Source organism: Stenotrophomonas sp. Steno-Z10-HUANG, from assembly GCF_056393075.1.
The window spans coordinates 20,133-41,509 of sequence record NZ_JBWJPA010000001.1 but is presented as its reverse complement, the minus strand read 5'-3'; the positions used below and the strand labels follow the sequence as shown (position 1 = coordinate 41,509).

Sequence of the window (21,377 nt, the reverse complement as noted above, 5' to 3'; positions counted from 1 at the left end):
CACGGCATACGGGGAGTACCGATGGCAAGCAACGACACACCCACTTCCTCCGCACGGCTGACGCGCGCGGAGGTCCCGCCGGCAGACTACTGGCAGCGCTGGAGCGTGGAGAACGCGCCGCCGGCCGAGGCGGTCCGCGCGCATATCGCCGCCGCGCCGGCCACCGCGCCCGAACCGGGCCAGGCCGCCGCAGCCGCCGAAACGCCCTATCGCGTGCTGATCGTCGAGGACGACCGCTCGCAGGCCCTGTTCGCGCAGAGCGTGCTGCACGGCGCCGGCATGCAGGCCATCGTGCAGATGGACGCCGAAGGCGTGCAGCAGGCAATCGTCGAGCACCGCCCCGACCTGATCCTGATGGACCTGCACATGCCCGGGCTCGATGGCATGCGCTTGACCGCACTGATCCGCCAGAACCCGCAGCAGCAGTTGCTGCCCATCGTGTTCCTGACCGGCGATCCGGACCCCGAGCGCCAGTTCGAGGTGCTCGACAGCGGCGCCGACGATTTCCTCACCAAGCCGATCCGCCCGCGCCACCTGGTCGCCGCGGTGGCCAACCGCATCCGCCGCTCGCGCCAGCAGGCGCAGGGCACGGCCGAAGGGGTGGCGCTGAGCAACCCGGAGACCGGCCTGCCCACGCGCCACAACCTGATGCTGCAGCTGGACACGGCACTGGCCGGATCCGAGCACGGCGGGTTGATGTTCATCGAGATCGCCAGCGCGCTGGGCCTGCGCGAACGCTATGGCTATGCCGCCTTCGAACGGTTGATGGTGCAGGCCGGCCGGCGCCTGGCCGAAGCCGCGCGGCCGCACCTGCTGGCGCGGCTGAACGACAACAGCTTCCTGCTGCTGGGCCGCGGCATGGACGAGGACGCGGTCGAGGCGCTGGCCCGTTCGGTACGCCAGGCACTGTCCGCGCACCCGTTCGTGGTGCGCGATGACGAATCGCTGCACCTGCGCTGCGCGGTCGGCCACGCCCGCCTGTCGCAGGGCTTCGAGGATGCCGGCGTCGCGCTGGAGGCGGTCGAGCGCACCGCCCTGCAGGCGCGGCTGCTCGCCGACGGCGTGGCCGCCTACCAGGGCAACGGCGACGCCGCCGCACAGGAACACCTGGCCCTGCTGGAAGGCCAGATCGAGCTGGCCTACCAGCCGATCGTGGCCGTCGCCGGCAGCGACACCGCGCAGTACCAGGTACTGCTGCGCCTGCGCCGCAACGACGGCACCCTGCTGTCGGCCGGCCAGGTGATTCCGGCGGCCGAAGCGGCCGGGCGCATCGGCGACCTCGACCAGCAGGTGCTCGACCACGCGCTGGGACTGCTGCACCGTTACCAGCACGCCGTGCCACCGATGCGGCTGTTCGTGTCGCAGTCGCTGCGCAGCCTTGCCCGCGAGGCCTTCGCCGGCTGGCTGCTCAAGGCCATCGCCGACCGGCAGATCGCCGGCAGCTCGCTGGTCATCGACGTGCGCCTGGGCGACGCGCTGGTGCACGCGGTGACGCTGCAGCAGTTCTGCGAGCGGCTGATGCCCGCCGGCGTGCAGTTCTGCCTGAGCCAGTTCGAACCCGGCGACGAGGCCAACGCGCTGATGACCCAGCTGCCGCTGGGCTTCGTGCGCATGGCCGGGCGTTTCGCCGGCAGCCATGCCAGCCAGAAGCTGCGCGACGAGCTGCGTGGCGCGATCGACGCCGCGCACCGCGCCGGGCTGCAGATCATCGGCCAGCAGATCGAGGACCCGCAGGCCGCCGCCGCGATGTGGATGAGCGGCATCGACTTCATCCAGGGCAACGTGGTGCAGTCGGTCGGCAGCGAGCTGGACTTCGACTTCCAGAACACGGTGCTCTGACATGCGGGCAGCCAACCGCTGGGCCATGGCTTCGGCGATGCTCGCGGTGGCCGCGGGCGCGGCGCAGTGGCTGCCGCCGCCGCTGCCGGCGCACGCGGTGTCCACCGTCCTGGCCGGGTTTGCCTGCCTGTGCGCGCTGCTGGCGGCGCTCGCCGCGCGCGCCCTGGCCGAAACCTCCGCCGCGTTCGCGCGGCGCGCGCGCGACAACGAGCGCGAGCTGCAGCGCCTGCGCCAGGAACAGCAGCGCCATGTGCAGCTGGAGCAGCAGCTTCTGCAGGCCAAGCAGGACGCCGAAGCGGCGATGCTGGCCAAGGGCGAGTTCCTGGCCACCATGAGCCACGAGATCCGCACCCCGCTCAACGGCATCATCCCGATGCTGGAGATGGTCGCGCAGGGGCCGCTGGGCGCCGAGCAGCGCGAGATGCTCAACACCGCCAGCGAAAGCTCGCGTGCACTGTTCCGCATCGTCGACGACATCCTCGACTACTCCAAGCTCGAAGCGCAGCGGCTGGAGCTGGAGATCACCACCTTCAACCTGCGCGAACTGCTCGATTCGCTGCTGCAGCTGATGCGGCGTTCGGCGGCGCACAAGGGGCTGGACATCACCCTGGCGCTCGATCCGGCGGTGCGGCTGGCGGTGCGCGGCGACCCGGTGCGCCTGCGCCAGGTCCTCAGCAACCTGATGGTCAATGCGATCAAGTTCACCGAGCGCGGCGGCATCCAGGTGCAGGTGCGGCGCATGGGCGAGACCAATGCCCAGCACCTGCTGCGTTTCGAGGTCCGCGACACCGGCATCGGCATCGACGCCGACCAGCAGCAACGCCTGTTCAGCGCCTTCACCCAGGCCGACGCCTCGACCACCCGCCTGTACGGTGGCACCGGCCTGGGGCTGGCCATCTGCAAGCGCATCATCGACCTGATGCACGGCAAGATCGGCCTGGACTCGGTACCGGGCCAGGGTTCGACCTTCTGGTTCGAGATTCCGCTGCTGAAGGTGATCGGCGACCTGCGCGCGCCCGCGCATGCCGCCCATCCCCGGGTGCTGCTGGTGTCCACCGACGCGCGCCTGCGCCAGCGGCTGGAGCTGGTGCTGCCGAACTGGGGGTTCGACGTGCGCAGCGTGGACACGGTGCAGGAAGCGCTGGACCTGCTGCGCGCCGGCGGCACGCCGCAGCCCTGGCATGCCGTCATCGGCGACCTGCCGTCGCTGCGCCTGGGGGTGGCGGCGCTGCAGCGCGCCAGCGGCGAGCACCGCCTGGTCTGGCTGCAGGGCGATGCGCCGCTGCCGGCCGAGCTGCACGACAGTGCGCGCGTGATCGCGCGCGAGGCGGCCGATGCGGCACTGCGAACGGCCTTGAGCGAACCGGCCACCCGCGCGCCGCTCCCGCTCCAGCAGACACCTGCCACCGCAGCGGAAGCGCCGCATGCCGACGTGCCGCCGCCGGCACGCGCCGGCGGGCTGGCCGGCGCGCGGGTGCTGCTGGTCGAGGACAACCCGGTCAACCTGCTGGTGGCGCAGAAGCTGCTGGGCGTGCTCGGCTGCGAAGTGGACACCGCCATCAACGGCCAGCTGGCGCTGGACAAGCTGCACGCCACCCCCTACCAGGCGGTGCTGATGGACTGCCAGATGCCGGTCCTGGACGGTTACGCCGCCACCCGCCGCTGGCGCGAGCACGAGGCCGCCACGCAGGCCGCGCGCCTGCCGATCATCGCCATGACCGCCAACGCCATGGTCGGTGACCGCCAGCGCTGCCTGGACGCGGGCATGGACGACTACCTGTCCAAGCCCATTTCGCGCGAAGGCCTGCAGGCTTGCCTGCTGCGCTGGCGCGGGTCCTCGGCCGCTGCCGACGAAGCACCGCCGCAGGCGGCGCCCGTCCAGGTCGAAGAGGCGCCGGCCTCGGCCGTGCAGGCCACCACCCTGCCGGTGCTCGACCGCGAGGTGCTGGACGAACTGCGCGAGATCGCCGGCGCCGAGACCGCCACCATCATCGACGTGTTCCTCGACGACACCACCCCGCTGGTGCGGCAGCTGCAGGAGGCCGCGGTCGCTCCCGACCTGGAGCAGCTGCGTGAACTGGCGCACAGCCTCAAATCGGCCAGCGCCAACGTCGGCGCGCTGGCACTGTCGGCCGCCGCGCGCCGGGTCGAGCTGGCCGCCCGCGCCGGCAAGCTGGAACGCCCGGCGGTCATGGTCGCGCTGATCATCGCCGAGTTCGCGCGCGCGCGGCTGGCGTTGATCGGCTACCAGTCGGACATGCGCGGCGAACGCGCCGTGCAGGCCTGAACCCGGCTCATGCACATGTGCGCGTCGCGCCCGAGCGCGCGTGCGGGCAAGGGAGTGAGATCACCGCCGCGCAGGCAGCACCGCACTGCGCAGGTGAGGGATGCCGTGGCACACGGCGGCGCGTCCGCGCCGTAGCCGGGGAGCCGGCAGTGCCCGGCGCGGCGCCGGGCCGCAGGTTCAATCGTCCAGCTTGGTCAGCAGGTAATTCGGTTCGCCGATGCGCTCGATCAGGTCGAGCTGGGTTTCCAGCCAGTCGATGTGCTCTTCCTCGGAATCGAGGATCTTCACGAACAACTCGCGGCTGACGTAGTCGCCGATGCTCTCGGCGTACGCCACGGCTTCGCGCAGCACCGCCACGGCCGAGGTTTCCAGCGCCAGGTCGCAACGCAGGATTTCCACCGGGCTCTCGCCGATGCGCAGCTTGCCCAGCGCCTGGAAATTCGGCAGCCCCTCGAGGAACAGGATGCGGTCGGACAAGGCGTCCGCATGCTTCATCTCGTCGATGGATTCCTTGTACTCGTGCTCGGCCAGTTCCTTCAGGCCCCAGTTCTTCAGCATCTTGGCGTGCAGGAAGTACTGGTTGATCGCGGTCAGCTCGTTGTAGAGCACCTTGTTGAGGAATTCGATGACCTTGGCGTCGCCTTTCATGGGTGTTGCTCCTGCACGCGTTGAACGCGCGCACTGTAGCGTCACGCGTGCGGCGATGAAGGAACGCGAATCGTATGCATTGGTCCGGCCGCGATGGCGGCAGCGTCCCGTGAGGTCACCCCGCGGCGGTACGCCGCGACGTTCTTCAGGCCACCCTGGCCAGGCCGAGGATCGGCAGCGGCAGGTCGCGCGCCGCGCGTGCCCGGGCCAGCAGCTCGCCCGCCATCTCCAGGCAGGAACCGCAGTTGGAACCGCAGCCGGTACGCATCGTCAGTTCGGCAACCGAACTGCAGCCGTTGTCGGCCGCTTCGCGGATCTGGTGGTCGGTGACACCGTTGCAGATGCAGACGTACACGGGGGCGATGGGCAGGACCGGCCGGGAGTGGCCGGACACCATTCCAGCGAAAACGAGAACGATTGTCAATTAAAATCCTGAATCGTTCTCGATCAGACGCCGCCGGTCAGGCCGTCGGCCCCTCGCCCTGCGCCTTGCGCGGCCAATAGCCGCGCTTGCGGGACCGCTTGCGCGGGCGCTCATGGCCCGCCGCATGGCCCGGCATCCACGCCTCCTGGGCGCTCTTCGGCATCGCGGTAACGCCCTGCCCGGCGATGCCCCGCGCCAGTGGCGCCAGGTGCCGCAGCGCACGCGCGTAGACCCCGCGCTTGAACATCACCACATGCTCGACCGGGTACCAGAAATCCACCCAGCGCCAATGGTCGAACTCGGGGGCCTCGGTATGGTCCAGGCGCACATGGCCCTCGTCGCCGGTCAGCCGCAGCAGGAACCAGACCTGCTTCTGGCCGATGCAGACCTGCTTCTCGGTGCGGCGGATGGCGCGACTGGGCAACCGGTAGCGAAGCCAGCCCGGGGTAGCCCCGAGCACTTCGACATGTTCAGGCAACAGGCCGGTTTCTTCCTGCAACTCGCGATACATGGCCTCGACCGGGGTCTCGTCGGAGTTCATCCCACCCTGCGGGAACTGCCAGCCATCCCGGCGCACGCGTCGTGCCCAGAACACCTGTCCGTCTTCCCGCATCAGCACGATGCCGACGTTCGGTCGATAGCCGTCCGGATCGATCACGATGCGGACTCCTAAATATTTCTACTGGCTTGGACTCTGCCATGGCCGCTGCAATGCCACAAGCGCGGAAAAAACAGTTGACAGGCAAGCCGCCGATACGCAGAATTGCGGGCTCCCTGAGGCTATGTAGCTCAGCCGGTTAGAGCACAGCACTCATAATGCTGGGGTCGGTGGTTCGAGTCCACCCATAGCCACCAAGGGAGCAGGAGCCCGGCTCCTGAAAGCCACAGCCCCGTCGCCAAGCGGTAAGGCATCTGACTCTGACTCAGACATTCGGAGGTTCGAATCCTTCCGGGGCTGCCAGATACCGAAGACCAGATCGAAAGATCTGGTCTTTTTTTTGCCTGCTCCAGCGGTCTTGCCACGCCTGTTGGCCTCGGCCGCCGCGGCATGCGATAATCCACCCCTGCCTAGCCCCGTCGCCAAGCGGTAAGGCACCTGACTCTGACTCAGGCATTCGGAGGTTCGAATCCTTCCGGGGCTGCCAAACAGCAAAGGCCTGATCGAAAGATCAGGCCTTTCTTTTTGCCCCTCCTGCCATCGGCAGGCACCTCGACCGGGCGCCCGCGCGGCATGGCCTTCGCGCCACCCTTGAACGACAAAAGCCCGGCCAAGGCCGGGCTTTTGTTTTCCCAGCGGGATCCCGGAGGATCCCACGCCAGGCGCGATGGATCAGCGCTTGGAGAACTGGGTGGCGCGGCGGGCCTTGTGCAGACCAACCTTCTTGCGCTCGACTTCGCGGGCGTCGCGGGTCATGAAGCCGGCCTTGCGCAGCTCGGACTTCAGGCCTTCGTCGTACTCGACCAGGGCACGGGCGATGCCCAGGCGGATCGCACCGGCCTGGCCGGTGGTGCCGCCGCCGGTGGCGGTGACGATGACGTCGAAGCTCTCGGTGTTCTTGGTCAGCTCGAGCGGCTGGCGCACGATCATGCGCGCGGTCTCACGGCCGAAGAACTCGTCCAGCGGACGGCCATTGACGGTGATGTTGCCCGAACCCTTGCGCAGGAACACGCGGGCGGTGGAGGACTTGCGGCGGCCAGTGCCGTAGTTTTGCGTGATAGCCATGATTAGATATCCAGAACTTGCGGCTGCTGGGCGGCGTGCGGATGCTCGGCGCCGGCGTAGACCTTGAGCTTGCGGTACATGGCGCGACCCAGCGGGCCCTTCGGCAGCATGCCCTTGACAGCGATCTCGATCACGCGCTCCGGGTGACGCTCCAGCGCCTGGGCCAGGGTCTCGGTCTTCAGGTTGCCGATGTAGCCGGTGAAGCGGTGGTACTGCTTGTCCTGCAGCTTCTTGCCGGTGACGACAATCTTTTCTGCGTTGATGACAACCAGGTAGTCGCCGGTATCGACGTGCGGGGTGTAGACCGGCTTGTGCTTGCCACGCAGGCGGCGGGCCAGCTCGGTGGCCAGACGGCCCAGGGTCTTGCCCGAGGCGTCGACGAGATACCAGTCACGCTGGACGGTCTCGTTCTTTGCGGTGAAAGTGCTCATGAAAGAACTCAGGTTAGGTCGGGCTCATTGCGGCGCTGCACTGCCGGAACTCTGCCACGCGTTGTGAAGGTGAAACACAAGAGGCGGGATTGTACCGGCCGCGGCCGGCTCACGCAAGCTGCCGCCCGCCCGGCCTTGGCAGCCCCGGGGACAGCGGCGAGAATCCGGCTCTCCCCCACCCCGCCTGGACGCCATGATCACCGACCGCGCCTTCACGCCCCTGGATCGCCTGCTGACCGAGGCCCAGCGCGCCCTGGACACGGTGTTCGGCAACCCGTCGGCGCGCCGGCCCAACCCGGCCGGCGACACCCCGGACGTGGTGCTGGAACCCGATGAAAGGCGCCACGCCGCGGGCCTGATGCGCATCAACCACGTCGGCGAAGTCTGCGCACAGGGGCTGTATTTTGGACAGGCGGCCGTCGCCCGCGATCCGTCCACCCGCGCGCACCTGCTGGCAGCGGCGCAGGAAGAGACCGACCACCTGGGCTGGTGTGCGGACCGCCTGCGCGAGCTCGACAGCCGCCCCAGCCTGTTCAACCCGCTGTGGTATGCCGGCAGCTATGCCATCGGCACCCTCGCCGGGCTGCGCGGCGACGGCTGGAACCTGGGTTTCGTGGTGGAAACCGAGCGCCAGGTCGAGGCGCACCTGGACGAACACTTGGAGACCCTGCCAGCGGCCGACCAGCGCAGCCGCGAGATCCTCAAGGTCATGAAGATCGACGAGGCGCGCCACGCCGACCATGCCGAACACGCCGGCGCGCGACTCCTGCCGCCACCGATCCCGGCGGCGATGGCACTGGCCTCGCGCGCCATGAAAGCCATCGCCTATCGCCTCTGAATCCAGGCCCCGGGCCCACGGCGCAACGCCTGGAGCGCCCGGAGCCCCCTGCAGCACCGCCTTTCTCCAGGCGGGCGCGACGATCGCCGCGGGGACAGGCGAACCCGACGCCCCGGCCGGGTTCAGCGCGGCGCCCGCGGAGGCAGCACCCGCCGCCCCGCCCCTGCCACTGCCGATCCGCGCAGTGATGGCACCGGTCGCCCGGGCCGCAAAGGCCAGCGCCGGCCAGCCCCCGCGCACCCAGTCCACACAGCGGAACGCACGAGGCCTGCAACCCGTCCGGTGCGCCGCGGCCTTTGCAAAAGCCGGCGCACCGAAGGCGCGCGGGATGGGCCGCCCCGCGGCGGGCCCCGGGGCTGGCCACACAAGCCCCGGGGCCTGGCCGCGCCGCGGCCAGGATCACCCCACCACTTTCAGCCCGATCACGCCGGACACGATCAGCCCGATGCACAGCAGCCGCGGCCACGAGGCGCTGTCACCGAACAGCACGATGCCCAGCGCCGCGGCGCCGACCGCGCCGATCCCGGTCCAGATCGCATAACCGGTGCCGATCGGGATCGACTTGAGCGACTGCGACAGACACCAGAAGCTGACCCCCATCGCGGCCAGGGTGCCCAGGCTGGGCCACAGGCGGGTCCAGCCCTCGGTGTACTTCAGGCCGATCGCCCAGACGACTTCGAACAGACCGGCCACCAGCAGATAGATCCAGGCCACGGGTTTCCTCCTTGGGTACGGGACAAAAAAAGAAGCGGCCCGGTGCGTGAGCACCGGGCCGCCGTCGGCTGTGGTCCGCGGATCGCTCCACGGGGCGGGCCGTCCCGCCGGGTATTTCAGGAGCGGCAGGCTAGCAACCGCTCCCCGAACCGCATGTAACCGTCACTCGGCCAGGTTGCGACCGTGGAACAGCTCCTCGATCTCGCGGCGCAGCAGCGCCTCGATCTTCATGCGCTCCTTGAACGACAGGTTCTTCGCCTTCTCCTCGAACAGGTACTGGTCCAGGTCGAAGTCCTTCAGGTGCATCTTCGTGTGGAAGATGTTTTCCTGGTAGACGTTGACGTCGAACATCTCGTAGCGCGACTTGATGTTCTTGGCCAGGAAGTTCTGGATCGAGTTGATCTTGTGGTCGATGAAGTGCTTCTTGCCCTTCACGTCGCGGGTGAAGCCACGGACGCGGTAGTCCATGATCACGATGTCCGACTCGAGGCTCTCGATCAGGTAGTTCAACGCCTTCAGCGGCGAGATCACGCCGCAGGTGGCGACGTCGATGTCGGCGCGGAAGGTGGCGATGCCTTCCTGCGGGTGGGTCTCGGGATAGGTATGGACGGTGATGTGGCTCTTGTCCATATGCGCGACCACGGCGTCGGAGATCAGCTCCTTGCCCGCGGCCTTCTTGTCGATCACCGGCTCCTCGGAGATGAGGATGGTCACCGACGCACCCTGCGGATCGTAATCCTGGCGGGCGATGTTCAGGATGTTGGCGCCGATGATCTCGGCCACATCGGTGAGGATCTGCGTGAGTCGATCGGCGTTGTATTCCTCGTCGATGTACTCGATGTAACGCTGGCGCTCCTCTTCGGTACGCGCATAGCAGACGTCATAGATGTTGAAGCTCAGCGCCTTGGTGAGGTTGTTGAAACCCTGCAACCTCAGGCGAGGCAACGGCTTGACCACGGCGGTCGGTCCTGTGAATGGTGGGAAAGGGGGCAATTATGGGGCAAACCGCCCCCTGGCGAAACGTGCGCGGCCAACAGGCGTTTGCCCCTTATGGCCGGCGTCGCTAAGCTTGTCCGTTAAGACAAGTTCATAAACACGAACATGAACGTCATCATGAGTCCAGGGATCGCCAACACCGTGCCTACCGTGCGCCTCGCCTCCAGCCCCTTGGCCCTGGACATCGCCACCATCGATCGGTTCTTGGCCCACAGCCACCGCCGCCGCTATCCGGCGCGTACCGATGTGTTCCGCCCGGGCGACCCGGCCGGCACCATGTATTACGTGGTCAGCGGCTCGGTCAGCATCATCGCCGAGGAGGACGAGGACCGCGAGCTGGTGCTGGGCTACTTCGGCGCTGGCGAGTTCGTCGGCGAGATGGGCCTGTTCATCGAATCGGACAAGCGCGAGGTGATCCTGCGCACCCGTACCCCCTGCGAACTGGCCGAGATCAGCTACGAACGGCTGCACCAGCTGTTCCTCGGGCCGCTGTCCAGCGACGCCCCGCGGCTGCTGTACGCCATCGGCTCGCAGATTTCACGGCGCCTGCTGCATACCAGCCGCAAGGCCAGCCGCCTGGCGTTCCTGGATGTGACCGACCGCATCGTGCGCACCCTGCACGACCTGGCCCGCGAGCCGGAATCGATGAGTCATCCGCAGGGCACCCAACTGCGCGTGTCACGCCAGGAGATCGCCCGGCTGGTGGGCTGTTCGCGGGAAATGGCCGGGCGCGTGCTCAAGAAGCTGCAGGCCGACGGCATCCTGCACGCGCGCGGCAAGACCATCGTGCTGTACGGAACGCGTTGAAAGCGCGTAGACGTACTTTCAACGCAAAAGTCTGCAAAGCAGACTTTGGGCCCCGGCGTACTGGACACCCGAATCCCCACGCCTGCTGGCGCGCGCCCTTTGCCAAAGGGGGCTGTTCCGGCGGGAACTCGGCTTCGCCCGCCTCAAGGCAGGGCAGCTACGTCCCGCCTCCCATCGCCTTGACGCATCCGCCCCAAGCGAACAGGCTCCGGTGATGGAATTTGGAAGCGAGTTCTACTGGTTCATCCTGATCGGGATCGGGGCACAGCTGGTCGATGGCGCGCTGGGCATGGCGTTCGGGCTGGTGTCCTCGTCGGTCCTGCTGAGCATGGGCCTGCCGCCGGCGGCGGTGAGCGCCAGCATCCACACGGCCGAAGTATTCACCACCGGCGCGTCCGGCGTATCGCATCTGGCAGCGGGCAATGTCGACCGGCGGCTGTTCCTGCGCCTGGCATTGCCGGGGGCGGTCGGCGGCGCGCTGGGCGCCTATGTCCTGACCCAGTTGCCCGGCGAGTTCATCCGCCCCTTCATCTATCTCTACCTGCTGGCGCTGGCGATCTTCATCCTGGCCCGCGCGGCCGGCCGCTTCACTCCGCGCAGCGAGGTGCAACGGGTGCCGGTGCTGGGCTTCTTCGCCGGCCTGCTCGACGCCAGTGGCGGCGGCGGCTGGGGGCCGGTGGCGACCTCGACCCTGCTCGCGCGCGGCGGCCAGGCGCGCACCACCATCGGCACGGTGAATGCCGCCGAGTTCATCGTCACCCTGTCGATCTCGGCCACCTTCCTGCTGTCGATGGGGCTGCAGCACCTGTCCATCGTCGCCGGACTGCTGGTGGGCGGGATGATGGCCGCGCCGGTGGCGGCGCTGCTGGTCAAGCGCCTCAAGGAGCGCTGGGTGCTGGTGGCGGTGGGCGTGCTGGTGCTGTCGATCAGCCTGTTCCAGATCGGACACGCGCTGCACCGCTGGCTGGGATGACCGCCGCCGGGCGCGGCCACGGCCACCGGCCGGCGGCGCCACTCAGGCCGGTTCGCCGCCGCGGTCGACGCAGCCCCAGTTGAGGATGCGGGTACCGGCCGGCAGCACCCGGCGGAAATAGGCCACCCGTGCCTGTTTGGGGTTGACCACCACCGGCGCCCTGGCCGCGCGCAGCAGCGGCAGGTCGGCGGTGCTGTCCGAATAGGCGATGGCGATGTCGCCATAGCCGCGTTCGCGCAGCATTCGCATCTTCTCTTCGTTGTGGCAGTGGCGGGTGGCGCCCATGGCGCCCAGCCGCGGCCCCACTTCGCTGCCGACCACCGGCACGTCCTGGTGCGCGACGAAGGCCAGGATGGCCCGCGCCAGCTCCGGTGGCGCACCGGTCGCGACCACCACCCGGTCGCCGGCGCGGCGATGCGCGGCGAACACCGCCAGCGCGCGCGGCAGCAGGCGCGCGCGGATGGCCGGCTCGTGCGCGCGCACGTACTGGTCGATGATGCCGTTGAACTCGCGCGCCCGGTGCAGGCCGAACGTCGCGATCCACACGTAGCCGGAGATACCGAAACGGCGCGTCGGCAGCAGCGCCACCAGCGGGCCCAGCAGCGGCGTGGCCAGCACTGCCGCCAGCATCCGCAGCGGGTTGCGGCGGATCAGCCAGGCGAACAGGTGGCTGCCGGAATCGCCGTCGTACAGGGTGTGGTCGAAATCGAAGACGACCAGCTGCGCGTCGTCGCGGGGAACGGGATAGGACTCGGTCATGCGCTGAAGAATAGCTGACGCAGGCCCTCGCCCGGCTCCTCCACGCGCATGAAGGCCTCGCCGACCAGGAAGGCGTTGACGCCGGCCTCGCGCATGGTCCTGACGTCGCCCGGGCCGAGGATGCCGCTCTCGGTGACCAGCAGGCGGTCGCGCGGCACCGCCGCGCGCATCGACAGGGTGGTGTCCAGCGATACCTCGAAGGTGCGCAGGTTGCGGTTGTTGATGCCCACCAGCGGCACCGGCACCTGGATCGCGCGCTCCAACTCGTCGATATCGTGGACTTCCACCAGCACGTCCATGCCCAGCTGCATCGCCAGGTCGGACAACCCGGCCAGCTGGCGGTCGTCCAGCGCCGAAACGATGAGCAGGATGCAGTCCGCGCCCAGCACGCGGGCCTCGACCACCTGATAGGGGTCGATGACGAAATCCTTGCGCAGCACCGGCAGCGTGCAGGCCTCGCGCGCCTCCCGCAGGTAGGCGTCGGCGCCCTGGAAGAAGTCCACGTCGGTGAGCACCGACAGGCAGCTGGCGCCGCCCAGCTCATAGCTCACCGCGATCTCCGCGGGGCGGAAGTCGGGGCGGATCACGCCCTTGGACGGGCTGGCCTTCTTGACTTCGGCGATCACCGCCGGGTCGCCGTTGGCGATGGCCGCCTGCAGCGCACTGGCGAAACCGCGCACCGGCGGCGCGTCAGCCACGCGCGCCCTCAGCTCGGCCAGCGGTACGCGGGCACTGCGCTCGGCCACCTCCTGCGTCTTGCGGGCAAGGATGGTGTTGAGGATGTCGCTCATGGCTCTGCTTTCCTGGAATGCGGTACGGCGGTAGGGGAAGACGGGGGGCGCTCAACCGGCCAGCGCGCGGCTGGCGGCGACATACTGCTGCATGCGTGCGCGGGCGCTGCCGTCGGCGATGACCGCGCGCGCCCGCGCCAGGCCATCGGCGATGCTGTCGGCCACGCCGGCAGCGTACAGCGCGGCGCCGGCATTGAGCGCGACGATGTCGTTGGCCGGGCCGGGCTGGTTGTCGAGCACGCCGCGCAGCATGGCGATGGACTCTGCCGGATCGGCGACCTTGAGGTTGCGGCTGGCCGACATGGCGATGCCGAAATCCTCCGGGTGGATCTCGTACTCGCGCACCTTGCCGTCGCGCAGCTCACCGACCAGAGTGCCGGCGCCGAGCGAAATCTCATCCATGTTGTCACGCCCCCACACCACCAGCGCACGTTCCGCGCCGAGCTCGCGCAGCACCCGTGCCTGGATGCCGACCAGGTCGGGGTGGAACACGCCCATGAGGATGTTGGTGGCGCCCACGGGGTTGGTCAGCGGGCCGAGGATGTTGAAGATGGTGCGCACGCCCATCTCGCGGCGTACCGGCGCCACCACCTTCATCGCCGGGTGGTGCATCGGCGCGAACATGAAGCCGATGCCGGTCTGCTCGATGAGCCGGGCCACCTGGTCCGGCTGCAGCTCGATCGCCGCACCCAGCGCCTCCACCGCATCGGCGCTGCCGGACTTGGACGACACGCTGCGGTTGCCGTGCTTGGCCACCCTGGCGCCGGCCGCGGCCACCACGAACATCGAGCAGGTGGAGATGTTGAAGGTATGCGAGCCGTCGCCGCCGGTGCCGACGATGTCGACCAGGTGGGTCTTGTCGGCCACCGCCACCGGCAGCGCGAACTCGCGCATCACCGTGGCCGCGCCGGCGATCTCGCCGACGGTTTCCTTCTTCACCCGCAGTCCGGTGAGGATGGCCGCGGTCATGGTCGGGGACACCTCGCCACGCATGATCTGCCGCATCAGGTCGACCATCTCGTCGAAGAAGATCTCGCGGTGCTCGATGGTGCGTTGCAGGGCTTCCTGCGCGGTGATGGTCATGAAAACTCCAGTATCAGGAAATGACGATGTAATCGCTCTGGCAGCGGATGCCTTCGTGGGCGCCGGGAACCAGGTGCACGTGCAGGCCGCCGATGGGGCCGACGGGCAGGCAGCTGTCGACCTCGAACAGGGCGTCTCGGTGTGGCTTGATCCATGCCGCGCCGGCCTGCCGCAGCGCCTTGCGCTTGGCGTCGGCCGGGTCGTCGGCGACCACCAGCAGGTAGCGGTGGGCCTCGCCGAACTCGCCGGCGACGTAGCCGCCCAGGTTCACGAAGTAGAGCCGCGGTGCATCGGCGGCCGGCACGTCCGCGGACAGGCGCACCTGCCACTGCTCGACGCCATCGACCGTCATCCACGAATCCAGGTGCAGCCCCGCCGCATCGCCGAACCATTGCTGGCGCAGCTGCGGGTAGCTCTGCTCGATACCGGGGGCCACGGCGAACACCACGTCATGCACTTCGGTGTTGGCGCGCGCATGGCGGCCGCCGAGCATCACCACGAACAGCCGCAGCGCTTCGGTGCCGCTCAGCACGTGCGGTCCAGGAAGTTCTTCATCAGCGCGTGGCCGTGCTGGGTGAGGATGGACTCGGGATGGAACTGCACGCCTTCCACCGGGTACTGGCGGTGGCGCAGGCCCATGATCTCCTCCATCGAGCCGTCCGGGTTCTCGGTCCAGGCGGTGATCTCCAGCACGTCCGGCAGCGTGTTCTTGTCCACCACCAGCGAGTGATAGCGCGTGGCCTCGTAGCGGTCCGGCAGGCCGGCGAACACGCCCTTGCCCTCGTGGCGGATCGGCGAGGTCTTGCCGTGCATGATGTTGCCGGCGCGGATCACGTCACCGCCATACACCTGGCCGATGCTCTGGTGGCCCAGGCACACGCCGAAGACCGGGATGGTCGGGCCGAGCCGGCGGATTACCTCCAGCGACACGCCGGCGTCGTCGGGCGTCTTCGGCCCCGGCGACACCACGATGTGCGAGGGATTGAGCGCGGCGATCTGCTCGACGCTGAGCGCGTCGTTGCGCACCACCTTCACCTCGGCACCCAGCATCTGCAGGTACTGCACGAGGTTGAAGGTGAAGCTGTCGTAGTTGTCGATCATCAGCAGCATACAAGGCCTATCTGTTTGTTTCTAAAAGGCCTCACACCTTCCAAGTGCATTCCGTACCCGCATCGGTACCCGCAATTTCTTTCGGTACCCCTGCGGCAGGAAGGACGCTACGCCTGAACCGCAATTCTCGCACGTTACGGCGGGAGCTGAACGCCGTTTCAGCGGGTATCGCCGGACGGTACCCGCACGGTTGAGGCAACCACCCCTCCCGACCCGCCACCATCAAGCAAACAAGGATGCATGTAAGATTGGCCAGACATGGCAAAGTCATGCCAAGTGGGGACAACAAGATGAAGAAGACCGACGCAGCCGAGGAAATTCTGACACTGGATGAAGTTGCTGCGTTCCTGAAAGCCGGGAAGCGCACGGTCTATCGTTTTGCCCAAAACGGCGACATTCCCGCCTTCAAGCTCGGCGGCACCTGGCGCTTCCGCCGCTCGGAGCTGGAGAAGTGGATCGACCAGAACTCCAACCAGCGCGCTCCTGCAAAGTAAGGAGCCGCGCTGATGCAGATCATCGACAACATCAGCCAACTGCTGGGCGACGACCTGAAGCACGCCCTGAAGCCGGGTGCCAAGCTCAAGGTGGCCGCCTCCTGCTTCTCGATGTACGCCTACGAAGCTCTGAAAGCAGAACTGGAGAAGATAGAGGAATTGAACTTCATCTTCACCTCGCCGACCTTCGTGGCCGAAGATGTCACCGACAAGATTCGCAAGGAACGTCGTGAGTTCCACATCCCCAAGCTGGAACGCGAGCGCAGTCTGTACGGTAGCGAGTTCGAGATTCAACTGCGCAACAAGCTGACCCAGCGCGCCGTGGCCCGCGAGTGCGCCGACTGGCTGCGGCGTAAGGCCAAGTTCAAGAGCAATCGCAGCAAGTCGCCCATGCAGCAATTCGCCTGCGTGCAGACCGATGCCTCCAACGCCGCCTACATGCCCCTGCACGGCTTCACGGCCGTCGATCTGGGCTACCAGCAAGGCAATGCCGTCTCCAACTTCGTCAACAAGGTCGATGAGCCACTGCTCACCCACCAGTATCTGAACCTGTTCGAGCAAATCTGGAACGACCCGGAAAAGCTCGAAGACGTCACCGCGCAAATCTGCGAGCACATCGCCTCGGTTTATCAGGAGAACTCACCGGAAAGCATCTACTTCCTGATGCTTTACAACATCTTCAACGAGTTCCTCGATGACATGAGCGAGGACGTGTTGCCGAACGACCGCACCGGCTATCAGGACACCCTGATCTGGAACAAGCTCTTCAACTACCAGAAGGATGCCGCCACCGGCATCATCAACAAGTTGGAGACATACAGCGGCTGCATCCTTGCCGACAGCGTAGGCTTGGGCAAGACCTTCACCGCACTGGCCGTCATCAAGTATTACGAGCTGCGCAACAAATCCGTGCTCGTGCTCTGCCCGAAGAAACTGGCGGACAACTGGCTCAACTACAACCGCAACCTGAAAACGAACCTGTTCGCCAAAGATCGCTTCAGTTACGACGTGCTGTGCCATACCGATTTGAGCCGCACCAGCGGCGAGTCCTTCGGCATTCCACTCAATCGGGTCAACTGGGGCAATTACGACCTGGTGGTGATCGACGAATCCCACAACTTCCGCAACAACGATGCGGTCAAGGAACGGGAAACCCGCTACCAGAAGCTGATGAACAAGGTCATCCGCGAAGGCGTGAAGACCAAGGTGCTGATGCTCTCTGCCACCCCGGTCAACAACCGCTTCACCGACCTGCGGAACCAACTCGCGCTGGCCTATGAAGGCGATTCGGAGAACCTGAGCAAGAAGCTGCGCACCAGCAAGTCGGTGGAGGAAGTTTTCCGCAATGCGCAGAAAGCCTTCAATGCGTGGTCTCAGCTGCCACCGGAGAAACGCACGCCACGCGCCATTCTGGACGGACTGGATTTCGATTTCTTTGAGCTGCTGGACAGTGTGACCATCGCCCGCTCACGCAAGCACATCCAGACCTTCTACGACACCAAGAACATTGGTCAATTCCCGGAACGGCGCAAACCGATTTCCTTCCAGTCGCCGCTGACCGATCTGGATGGTTCACCCAGCTTCAATGACATCTTCGAGCAATTGTCCAAGCTGAAGCTGTCCGTGTATGCGCCAGTGAGCTACATCCTGCCCAGCCAGGTGAAGAAGTACGAGGACATGTACGACACCAAGGTGGGCAGCAAGGGCAAGCTGCGCCAGGCCGACCGCGAAAAAAGCCTTCAAGCCCTGATGACGGTCAATCTGCTCAAACGCCTGGAAAGCTCGGTGGCCGCGTTTCGCTTGACCTTGGAACTGCTGCGCAAGAATCATGTCCGCACCTTGGACAAGATCGTGAACTTCCTTCAGGTAGGCGGTAGCCAGAGCATCGGCGACAGCACCGACGTGCTCGACGATCTGGAAGCCGAGGATGACGAACTGCTGGACGTGGAGCAGGACACCGATATCGGCGGCAAGATCAAGATCAGCCTTGCCGACATGGACTTGCCCCGCTGGCAGTTCGACCTTAACCAAGACCTTGAACACATCGAGGAATTGCTCGACGCGATGCGTCGCATCACTGCCGAACACGATGCCAAGCTGCAACACCTGAAAGCACATGTGCTTGCGAAGATCGACAACCCGATCAACCCCGGCAACAAGAAGGTGCTGATCTTCACCGCCTTCGCCGATACCGCCAATTACCTGTACGAACAGCTCGCCCCCGACCTGCGGGAGAAGAAGCAGTTGCACGTCGGCAAAGTCACCGGCAGCGGCCAGCCCAAATCCACGCTAGGCAAGGGTTACGACTTTCAGGAAGTGCTGACCCTGTTCTCGCCGCGCTCCAAGGAAAAGGCCATCGTGCTGCCGCAGGAGCCAGCCGAAATCGACCTACTGATCGGCACGGACTGCATTTCCGAAGGCCAGAACCTTCAGGACTGCGACTACCTCATCAACTACGACATCCACTGGAACCCGGTGCGCATCATCCAGCGGTTCGGTCGCGTGGATCGCATCGGCTCGCCCAACAACAGCATCCAGTTGGTCAACTACTGGCCAGACATTTCGCTGGACGAATACATCCGCCTGAAGGAGCGCGTCGAGAACCGGATGATGATCGCCGACGTGGCCGCCACCGGCGATGACAACGTGCTGTCCGCGCAAGCCAACGACGTGGCCTACCGCAAGGAACAGCTGCGCCGCTTGCAGGAAGAAGTGATTGAACTGGAAGACCTGAAGACCGGCGTTTCGATCACCGATCTTGGCCTCAACGACTTCCGCATGGATCTGCTGAATTACACCAAAGCGCATGGTGACTTGGGCAACGCACCGAATGGCCTGCATGCCATCGTCGCGGCCAATACGGAGCTTGGCCTGCATCCGGGGGTGATCTTCACTCTTCGCAATCGCAACAGCGGCATTAACCCGTCGGCCGGATTGCCGCAACACAACCGGCTGCACCCCTACTACTTGGTCTATGTCGGCAATGATGGCCACATCATCCACGATCACACCGAGGTCAAGCGCCTGCTCGATCTGGCACGTACCAGTTGCAAAGGCCAGGACATGCCGATTGCCGAGCTGTACCAGCGGTTCAACAAGGCCACCGCCGATGGTCGCAACATGCAGGCCTATTCCAGCCTGCTGAGCAAGGCCATTGCCTCGATGATCGAGGTCAAGGAAGAAAAGGACATCGACAGCCTGTTCTCCGGCGGCAAGACTACGGCACTCACCCAAGGCATCAGCGGATTGGACGACTTCGAGCTGATCTCCTTCCTCGTGGTTCAGGAGGCAGCGTGAGCGACACCGAACACCCTGCCCTGATCGAATACCCGGCCAAGGCCGCCTTTGGCCGCAAGATTCCCAAGACCAAGTTCTACGAGCATGCCGCCGTCAGCGCCAAGCTTAAGGAATTGTTCGTCACCCAAGTCGAGCAGATCACGTGGCAATACAAATTGGCACCGGAAACCATCAATCTGCCAGCCTCGCCCGGCGTGGCAGAAATCCAGATTTTCAGCATCGAACTGAAAACACCGGAATTGGACAAGGACGTGCTGCGTTGCATTGATGCCGCAATTGCGTTTCCGATCCTGTTCGAGTTGGTTTTCGATGGCAAGACGCAGGTGGTTGCCGCCTACAAACACCTCAAGGGCGACCTCAGCACCGGCCGCATGGCAACCACCGACTACGTCCGCTCCGAATGGATTCCCGGTGAAATACCGCGCACGACCTTCCCCGTGACCTTGAACCTCGGCAGCCTGTACGAACGGCTGATGCTGCGGCTGCTTCGCCTGCCGCAACGTCCGAAGGAATCGCTGGCCGAACTGTTCGACCGCCTGGAAAAAATCCGGCAACTGGAACGCGATCTGCACAAAGCCGTCTCAAGGCTTGAGATGGAGAAGCAGTTCAATCGCAAGGTCGAATTGAACCGCGATGTACGCAAGCTGGAAGACCAACTGAGACAACTGGGATACGCAAAGCTCGAAGAGCCCGCTACTGAATCCGAAAAGCTGAAAAAGACCGAACCTATGGAAATCACCTTGAGCCAGATTGAAACCGCCAGCGACCTGAAATCGTTGAATGATCTGCTCACGCAGGCTATGCAAAATCAGCAGCATCAGGCGCTCATCAAGGATGAGGGCCTGAACAAAATTGTTGGACTGACGCTCGACCTTTCTTCGAGTTCGCCGGATGACGAAGAACTCTTCGCTGCTGCGATTCTTGGCCGTCTGGCTGCCGTTGCCCGTGGCCGTGAATCCGAGGTCTATTCCCGTGCCACGGTGTTGTTCTATGCAGAGCCTGCGGCCATCGACACGCTCGCAGACGGTGACGAAAAGGAATATGCCGCACGTTTTCTGGGTCATACCGGCGAAATCTGGCTCAGCGACTACTGCGCTCGCGAAGCCTTGGCGATTGATACCGCCAACAAGGCACGTATGGAGCTGCTGCGCATCCTGCTGAACCAGTGTGGCAGCGTCGCCGACTTGCTGCGCCGCCTCGCCCAGCGACATGAAGTTCTCAAATCCATCGAATCAGCGGATACCCGCATCAAGCGCGTTCGTCGAATTTTCGAGTCCCTGCTGGAAGTAGTTCGCGCCTACGATGGTGATGTAGGCCAGGAACCCGGATCAGCACTGTATGCCTGCGTGGATGCGCTTTCACGTAGTGCAGCAAATGCCGATAGTGAGGCTACCCACGCCACGCTGGATGCCGCTCTAGGAATTCTGGTGCGTGTGATCGAGCTTCGCTTCTCCCACGCATTGCAATCGGAGACCTACCAGCTGCTTCAGGACGGGAAGAAGTTGTTGTCTGCCGGACCATGGGCACGTTTCATTGAAGCCTCATCCCAGATTCCGAAGGTACAAACCAACCTGCTCGAGACTGCCTTGGTGCTGGCACGCCAGAACCGCACAGACAAGGAAATCCTCAAGGCAATGGAAGCTAGCTGGCCATCGATCATGGTAGCCACCAATGCGGTGAAGCGTCACTTCACGAATGCCGTGGACATCGCACCCGAAGTCGCCGATTACTGGATCAGGCTTGGCCGCACTCCCGAAAGTGGCCGCAACCCGGAACCGCCACCATTGGGGAATACCGAAGATCAGCAAATCGGCGAACTGCTGATCCAGCTGGATGCCAACCGCGACAGCATGGGCAAGTTGAACAGTGCCGTCGTCCCCGTACTGAAAACCTTCGATGCCTTTCAAGCTGCCACGGTCGAGCGCGCCGCAACCGGCTACGAGAGCATTGCACAGGTCGCAGAACGACTGGCACGAATGCGCAAACTGAGTAAGACCGACGATCTTGGCAAGATCGTTGAATACAACCCGATCCTGCACGACATGGAAGGCGGCCATCGCTCCGGCATTCGCCGGGTCAAGGTGGTGCGCGACGGCATCCTGAAAGAGTTCGGCGGAAAGATCAAAACTCTGGTCAAACCTCGCGTGGAGGCTGAGGAATAAG

At 65.4% G+C, this 21,377-nt stretch carries 20 protein-coding genes and 3 tRNA genes; 11 read left to right on the top strand and 12 right to left on the bottom strand.

Annotated elements, in window-relative coordinates:
- Nucleotides 1-21: 21 nt before the first annotated feature.
- Nucleotides 22-1,839: an EAL domain-containing protein gene (locus AC06E6_RS00195; protein WP_161614957.1), complete on the top strand. Its 1,818-nt coding sequence runs from the start codon at nucleotides 22-24 to the stop codon at nucleotides 1,837-1,839.
- 1 nt (nucleotide 1,840) lies between these two features.
- The gene (locus tag AC06E6_RS00190; protein ID WP_478059818.1) at nucleotides 1,841-4,126 is read left to right on the top strand and encodes a hybrid sensor histidine kinase/response regulator; all 2,286 of its coding nucleotides are present in this window, start codon (nucleotides 1,841-1,843) and stop codon (nucleotides 4,124-4,126) included.
- A 177-nt stretch (nucleotides 4,127-4,303) separates the two neighbouring features.
- On the opposite strand, the gene bfr is transcribed toward AC06E6_RS00190, so the two are convergent.
- The 3 genes from bfr to AC06E6_RS00175 all read right to left on the bottom strand — a co-directional run bounded on the left by bfr (nucleotide 4,304) and on the right by AC06E6_RS00175 (nucleotide 5,856).
- A complete protein-coding gene (gene bfr, locus AC06E6_RS00185) occupies nucleotides 4,304-4,774 on the bottom strand; it encodes a bacterioferritin (RefSeq protein ID WP_104939714.1) in 471 nt (156 codons plus the stop codon).
- A 145-nt stretch (nucleotides 4,775-4,919) separates the two neighbouring features.
- On the bottom strand, nucleotides 4,920-5,129 hold the full coding sequence (locus tag AC06E6_RS00180; protein ID WP_104940281.1) for a (2Fe-2S)-binding protein: 210 nt from the start codon (nucleotides 5,127-5,129) through the stop codon (nucleotides 4,920-4,922).
- A 106-nt stretch (nucleotides 5,130-5,235) separates the two neighbouring features.
- The gene (locus AC06E6_RS00175) at nucleotides 5,236-5,856 is read right to left on the bottom strand and encodes an RNA pyrophosphohydrolase (RefSeq protein WP_056932809.1); all 621 of its coding nucleotides are present in this window, start codon (nucleotides 5,854-5,856) and stop codon (nucleotides 5,236-5,238) included.
- 120 nt (nucleotides 5,857-5,976) lie between these two features.
- On the opposite strand from AC06E6_RS00175, the gene AC06E6_RS00170 reads away from it, so the two are divergent.
- The 3 genes from AC06E6_RS00170 (at nucleotide 5,977) to AC06E6_RS00160 (ending at nucleotide 6,343) form a co-directional block, all read left to right on the top strand.
- Nucleotides 5,977-6,053: transfer RNA gene (locus AC06E6_RS00170), tRNA-Met, on the top strand.
- Between the two features lie 31 nt (nucleotides 6,054-6,084).
- Nucleotides 6,085-6,159 (top strand) — tRNA-Gln (locus tag AC06E6_RS00165).
- A 109-nt stretch (nucleotides 6,160-6,268) separates the two neighbouring features.
- Nucleotides 6,269-6,343 (top strand) — tRNA-Gln (locus tag AC06E6_RS00160).
- Between the two features lie 185 nt (nucleotides 6,344-6,528).
- Here AC06E6_RS00160 and rpsI read toward each other — a convergent pair.
- Both rpsI and rplM read right to left on the bottom strand, forming a co-directional pair.
- On the bottom strand, nucleotides 6,529-6,921 hold the full coding sequence (gene rpsI, locus AC06E6_RS00155; protein WP_054667799.1) for a 30S ribosomal protein S9: 393 nt from the start codon (nucleotides 6,919-6,921) through the stop codon (nucleotides 6,529-6,531).
- Between the two features lie 2 nt (nucleotides 6,922-6,923).
- Entirely contained in the window at nucleotides 6,924-7,352 is a 429-nt protein-coding gene (rplM, locus tag AC06E6_RS00150; protein ID WP_056932810.1) for a 50S ribosomal protein L13, read from the bottom strand.
- 193 nt (nucleotides 7,353-7,545) lie between these two features.
- Here rplM and coq7 point away from each other — a divergent pair, with 193 nt between their 5' ends.
- Complete coding sequence (gene coq7, locus AC06E6_RS00145; RefSeq protein WP_240212372.1) at nucleotides 7,546-8,190, top strand: 2-polyprenyl-3-methyl-6-methoxy-1,4-benzoquinone monooxygenase; 645 nt, start codon at nucleotides 7,546-7,548, stop codon at nucleotides 8,188-8,190.
- Nucleotides 8,191-8,589: 399 nt separating this feature from the next.
- Here coq7 and sugE read toward each other — a convergent pair whose 3' ends face one another.
- Nucleotides 8,590-8,904, bottom strand: coding sequence for a quaternary ammonium compound efflux SMR transporter SugE (sugE, locus tag AC06E6_RS00140; protein WP_240212373.1), 315 nt, complete (start codon nucleotides 8,902-8,904; stop codon nucleotides 8,590-8,592).
- A 162-nt stretch (nucleotides 8,905-9,066) separates the two neighbouring features.
- On the bottom strand, nucleotides 9,067-9,861 hold the full coding sequence (speD, locus tag AC06E6_RS00135) for an adenosylmethionine decarboxylase (protein WP_054667806.1): 795 nt from the start codon (nucleotides 9,859-9,861) through the stop codon (nucleotides 9,067-9,069).
- Between the two features lie 156 nt (nucleotides 9,862-10,017).
- Between speD and crp the strand changes: the two genes are divergently transcribed.
- A complete protein-coding gene (gene crp, locus AC06E6_RS00130; protein ID WP_104940282.1) occupies nucleotides 10,018-10,707 on the top strand; it encodes a cAMP-activated global transcriptional regulator CRP in 690 nt (229 codons plus the stop codon).
- Between the two features lie 214 nt (nucleotides 10,708-10,921).
- The gene (locus tag AC06E6_RS00125) at nucleotides 10,922-11,680 is read left to right on the top strand and encodes a sulfite exporter TauE/SafE family protein (protein WP_161614961.1); all 759 of its coding nucleotides are present in this window, start codon (nucleotides 10,922-10,924) and stop codon (nucleotides 11,678-11,680) included.
- A 42-nt stretch (nucleotides 11,681-11,722) separates the two neighbouring features.
- On the opposite strand, the gene AC06E6_RS00120 is transcribed toward AC06E6_RS00125, so the two are convergent.
- The 5 genes from AC06E6_RS00120 to AC06E6_RS00100 are packed head-to-tail and all read right to left on the bottom strand — an operon-like array spanning nucleotide 11,723 to nucleotide 15,423.
- Nucleotides 11,723-12,439, bottom strand: coding sequence for a haloacid dehalogenase-like hydrolase (locus tag AC06E6_RS00120; RefSeq protein WP_104939718.1), 717 nt, complete (start codon nucleotides 12,437-12,439; stop codon nucleotides 11,723-11,725).
- Entirely contained in the window at nucleotides 12,436-13,230 is a 795-nt protein-coding gene (gene trpC / locus AC06E6_RS00115) for an indole-3-glycerol phosphate synthase TrpC (protein ID WP_161614962.1), read from the bottom strand. Before trpC ends, AC06E6_RS00120 begins: the two co-directional genes overlap by 4 nt.
- Before the next feature lie 51 nt (nucleotides 13,231-13,281).
- A complete protein-coding gene (trpD, locus tag AC06E6_RS00110; RefSeq protein ID WP_240212374.1) occupies nucleotides 13,282-14,313 on the bottom strand; it encodes an anthranilate phosphoribosyltransferase in 1,032 nt (343 codons plus the stop codon).
- Between the two features lie 13 nt (nucleotides 14,314-14,326).
- Nucleotides 14,327-14,845, bottom strand: coding sequence for a DUF1543 domain-containing protein (locus AC06E6_RS00105; protein WP_240212375.1), 519 nt, complete (start codon nucleotides 14,843-14,845; stop codon nucleotides 14,327-14,329).
- Complete coding sequence (locus tag AC06E6_RS00100; protein WP_104939721.1) at nucleotides 14,839-15,423, bottom strand: anthranilate synthase component II; 585 nt, start codon at nucleotides 15,421-15,423, stop codon at nucleotides 14,839-14,841. Before AC06E6_RS00100 ends, AC06E6_RS00105 begins: the two co-directional genes overlap by 7 nt.
- 290 nt (nucleotides 15,424-15,713) lie before the next feature.
- Between AC06E6_RS00100 and AC06E6_RS00095 the strand changes: the two genes are divergently transcribed.
- From AC06E6_RS00095 to AC06E6_RS00085, 3 genes are read left to right on the top strand one after another with little or no spacing between them, the layout of a single operon-like run.
- The gene (locus tag AC06E6_RS00095; RefSeq protein ID WP_478059812.1) at nucleotides 15,714-15,917 is read left to right on the top strand and encodes a helix-turn-helix domain-containing protein; all 204 of its coding nucleotides are present in this window, start codon (nucleotides 15,714-15,716) and stop codon (nucleotides 15,915-15,917) included.
- A gap of 12 nt (nucleotides 15,918-15,929) precedes the next feature.
- A complete protein-coding gene (locus tag AC06E6_RS00090) occupies nucleotides 15,930-19,214 on the top strand; it encodes a helicase-related protein (protein WP_478059810.1) in 3,285 nt (1,094 codons plus the stop codon).
- Nucleotides 19,211-21,376, top strand: a complete 2,166-nt coding sequence (locus AC06E6_RS00085; protein ID WP_478059809.1) for a DUF4391 domain-containing protein — start codon at nucleotides 19,211-19,213, stop codon at nucleotides 21,374-21,376. Before AC06E6_RS00090 ends, AC06E6_RS00085 begins: the two co-directional genes overlap by 4 nt.
- Nucleotide 21,377: the final 1 nt, after the last annotated feature.

Excerpts from the sequence above, each read along its gene's own strand:
- AC06E6_RS00195 (WP_161614957.1), top strand. The coding sequence starts at position 22 with ATGGCAAGCAACGACACACCCACTTCCTCCGCACGGCTGACGCGCGCG.
- AC06E6_RS00190 (WP_478059818.1), top strand. The coding sequence starts at position 1,841 with ATGCGGGCAGCCAACCGCTGGGCCATGGCTTCGGCGATGCTCGCGGTG.
- bfr (WP_104939714.1), bottom strand. The coding sequence starts at position 4,774 with ATGAAAGGCGACGCCAAGGTCATCGAATTCCTCAACAAGGTGCTCTAC.
- rpsI (WP_054667799.1), bottom strand. The coding sequence starts at position 6,921 with ATGGCTATCACGCAAAACTACGGCACTGGCCGCCGCAAGTCCTCCACC.
- rplM (WP_056932810.1), bottom strand. The coding sequence starts at position 7,352 with ATGAGCACTTTCACCGCAAAGAACGAGACCGTCCAGCGTGACTGGTAT.
- coq7 (WP_240212372.1), top strand. The coding sequence starts at position 7,546 with ATGATCACCGACCGCGCCTTCACGCCCCTGGATCGCCTGCTGACCGAG.
- crp (WP_104940282.1), top strand. The coding sequence starts at position 10,018 with ATGAGTCCAGGGATCGCCAACACCGTGCCTACCGTGCGCCTCGCCTCC.
- AC06E6_RS00125 (WP_161614961.1), top strand. The coding sequence starts at position 10,922 with ATGGAATTTGGAAGCGAGTTCTACTGGTTCATCCTGATCGGGATCGGG.
- AC06E6_RS00120 (WP_104939718.1), bottom strand. The coding sequence starts at position 12,439 with ATGACCGAGTCCTATCCCGTTCCCCGCGACGACGCGCAGCTGGTCGTC.
- trpC (WP_161614962.1), bottom strand. The coding sequence starts at position 13,230 with ATGAGCGACATCCTCAACACCATCCTTGCCCGCAAGACGCAGGAGGTG.
- trpD (WP_240212374.1), bottom strand. The coding sequence starts at position 14,313 with ATGACCATCACCGCGCAGGAAGCCCTGCAACGCACCATCGAGCACCGC.
- AC06E6_RS00100 (WP_104939721.1), bottom strand. The coding sequence starts at position 15,423 with ATGCTGCTGATGATCGACAACTACGACAGCTTCACCTTCAACCTCGTG.
- AC06E6_RS00095 (WP_478059812.1), top strand. The coding sequence starts at position 15,714 with ATGAAGAAGACCGACGCAGCCGAGGAAATTCTGACACTGGATGAAGTT.
- AC06E6_RS00090 (WP_478059810.1), top strand. The coding sequence starts at position 15,930 with ATGCAGATCATCGACAACATCAGCCAACTGCTGGGCGACGACCTGAAG.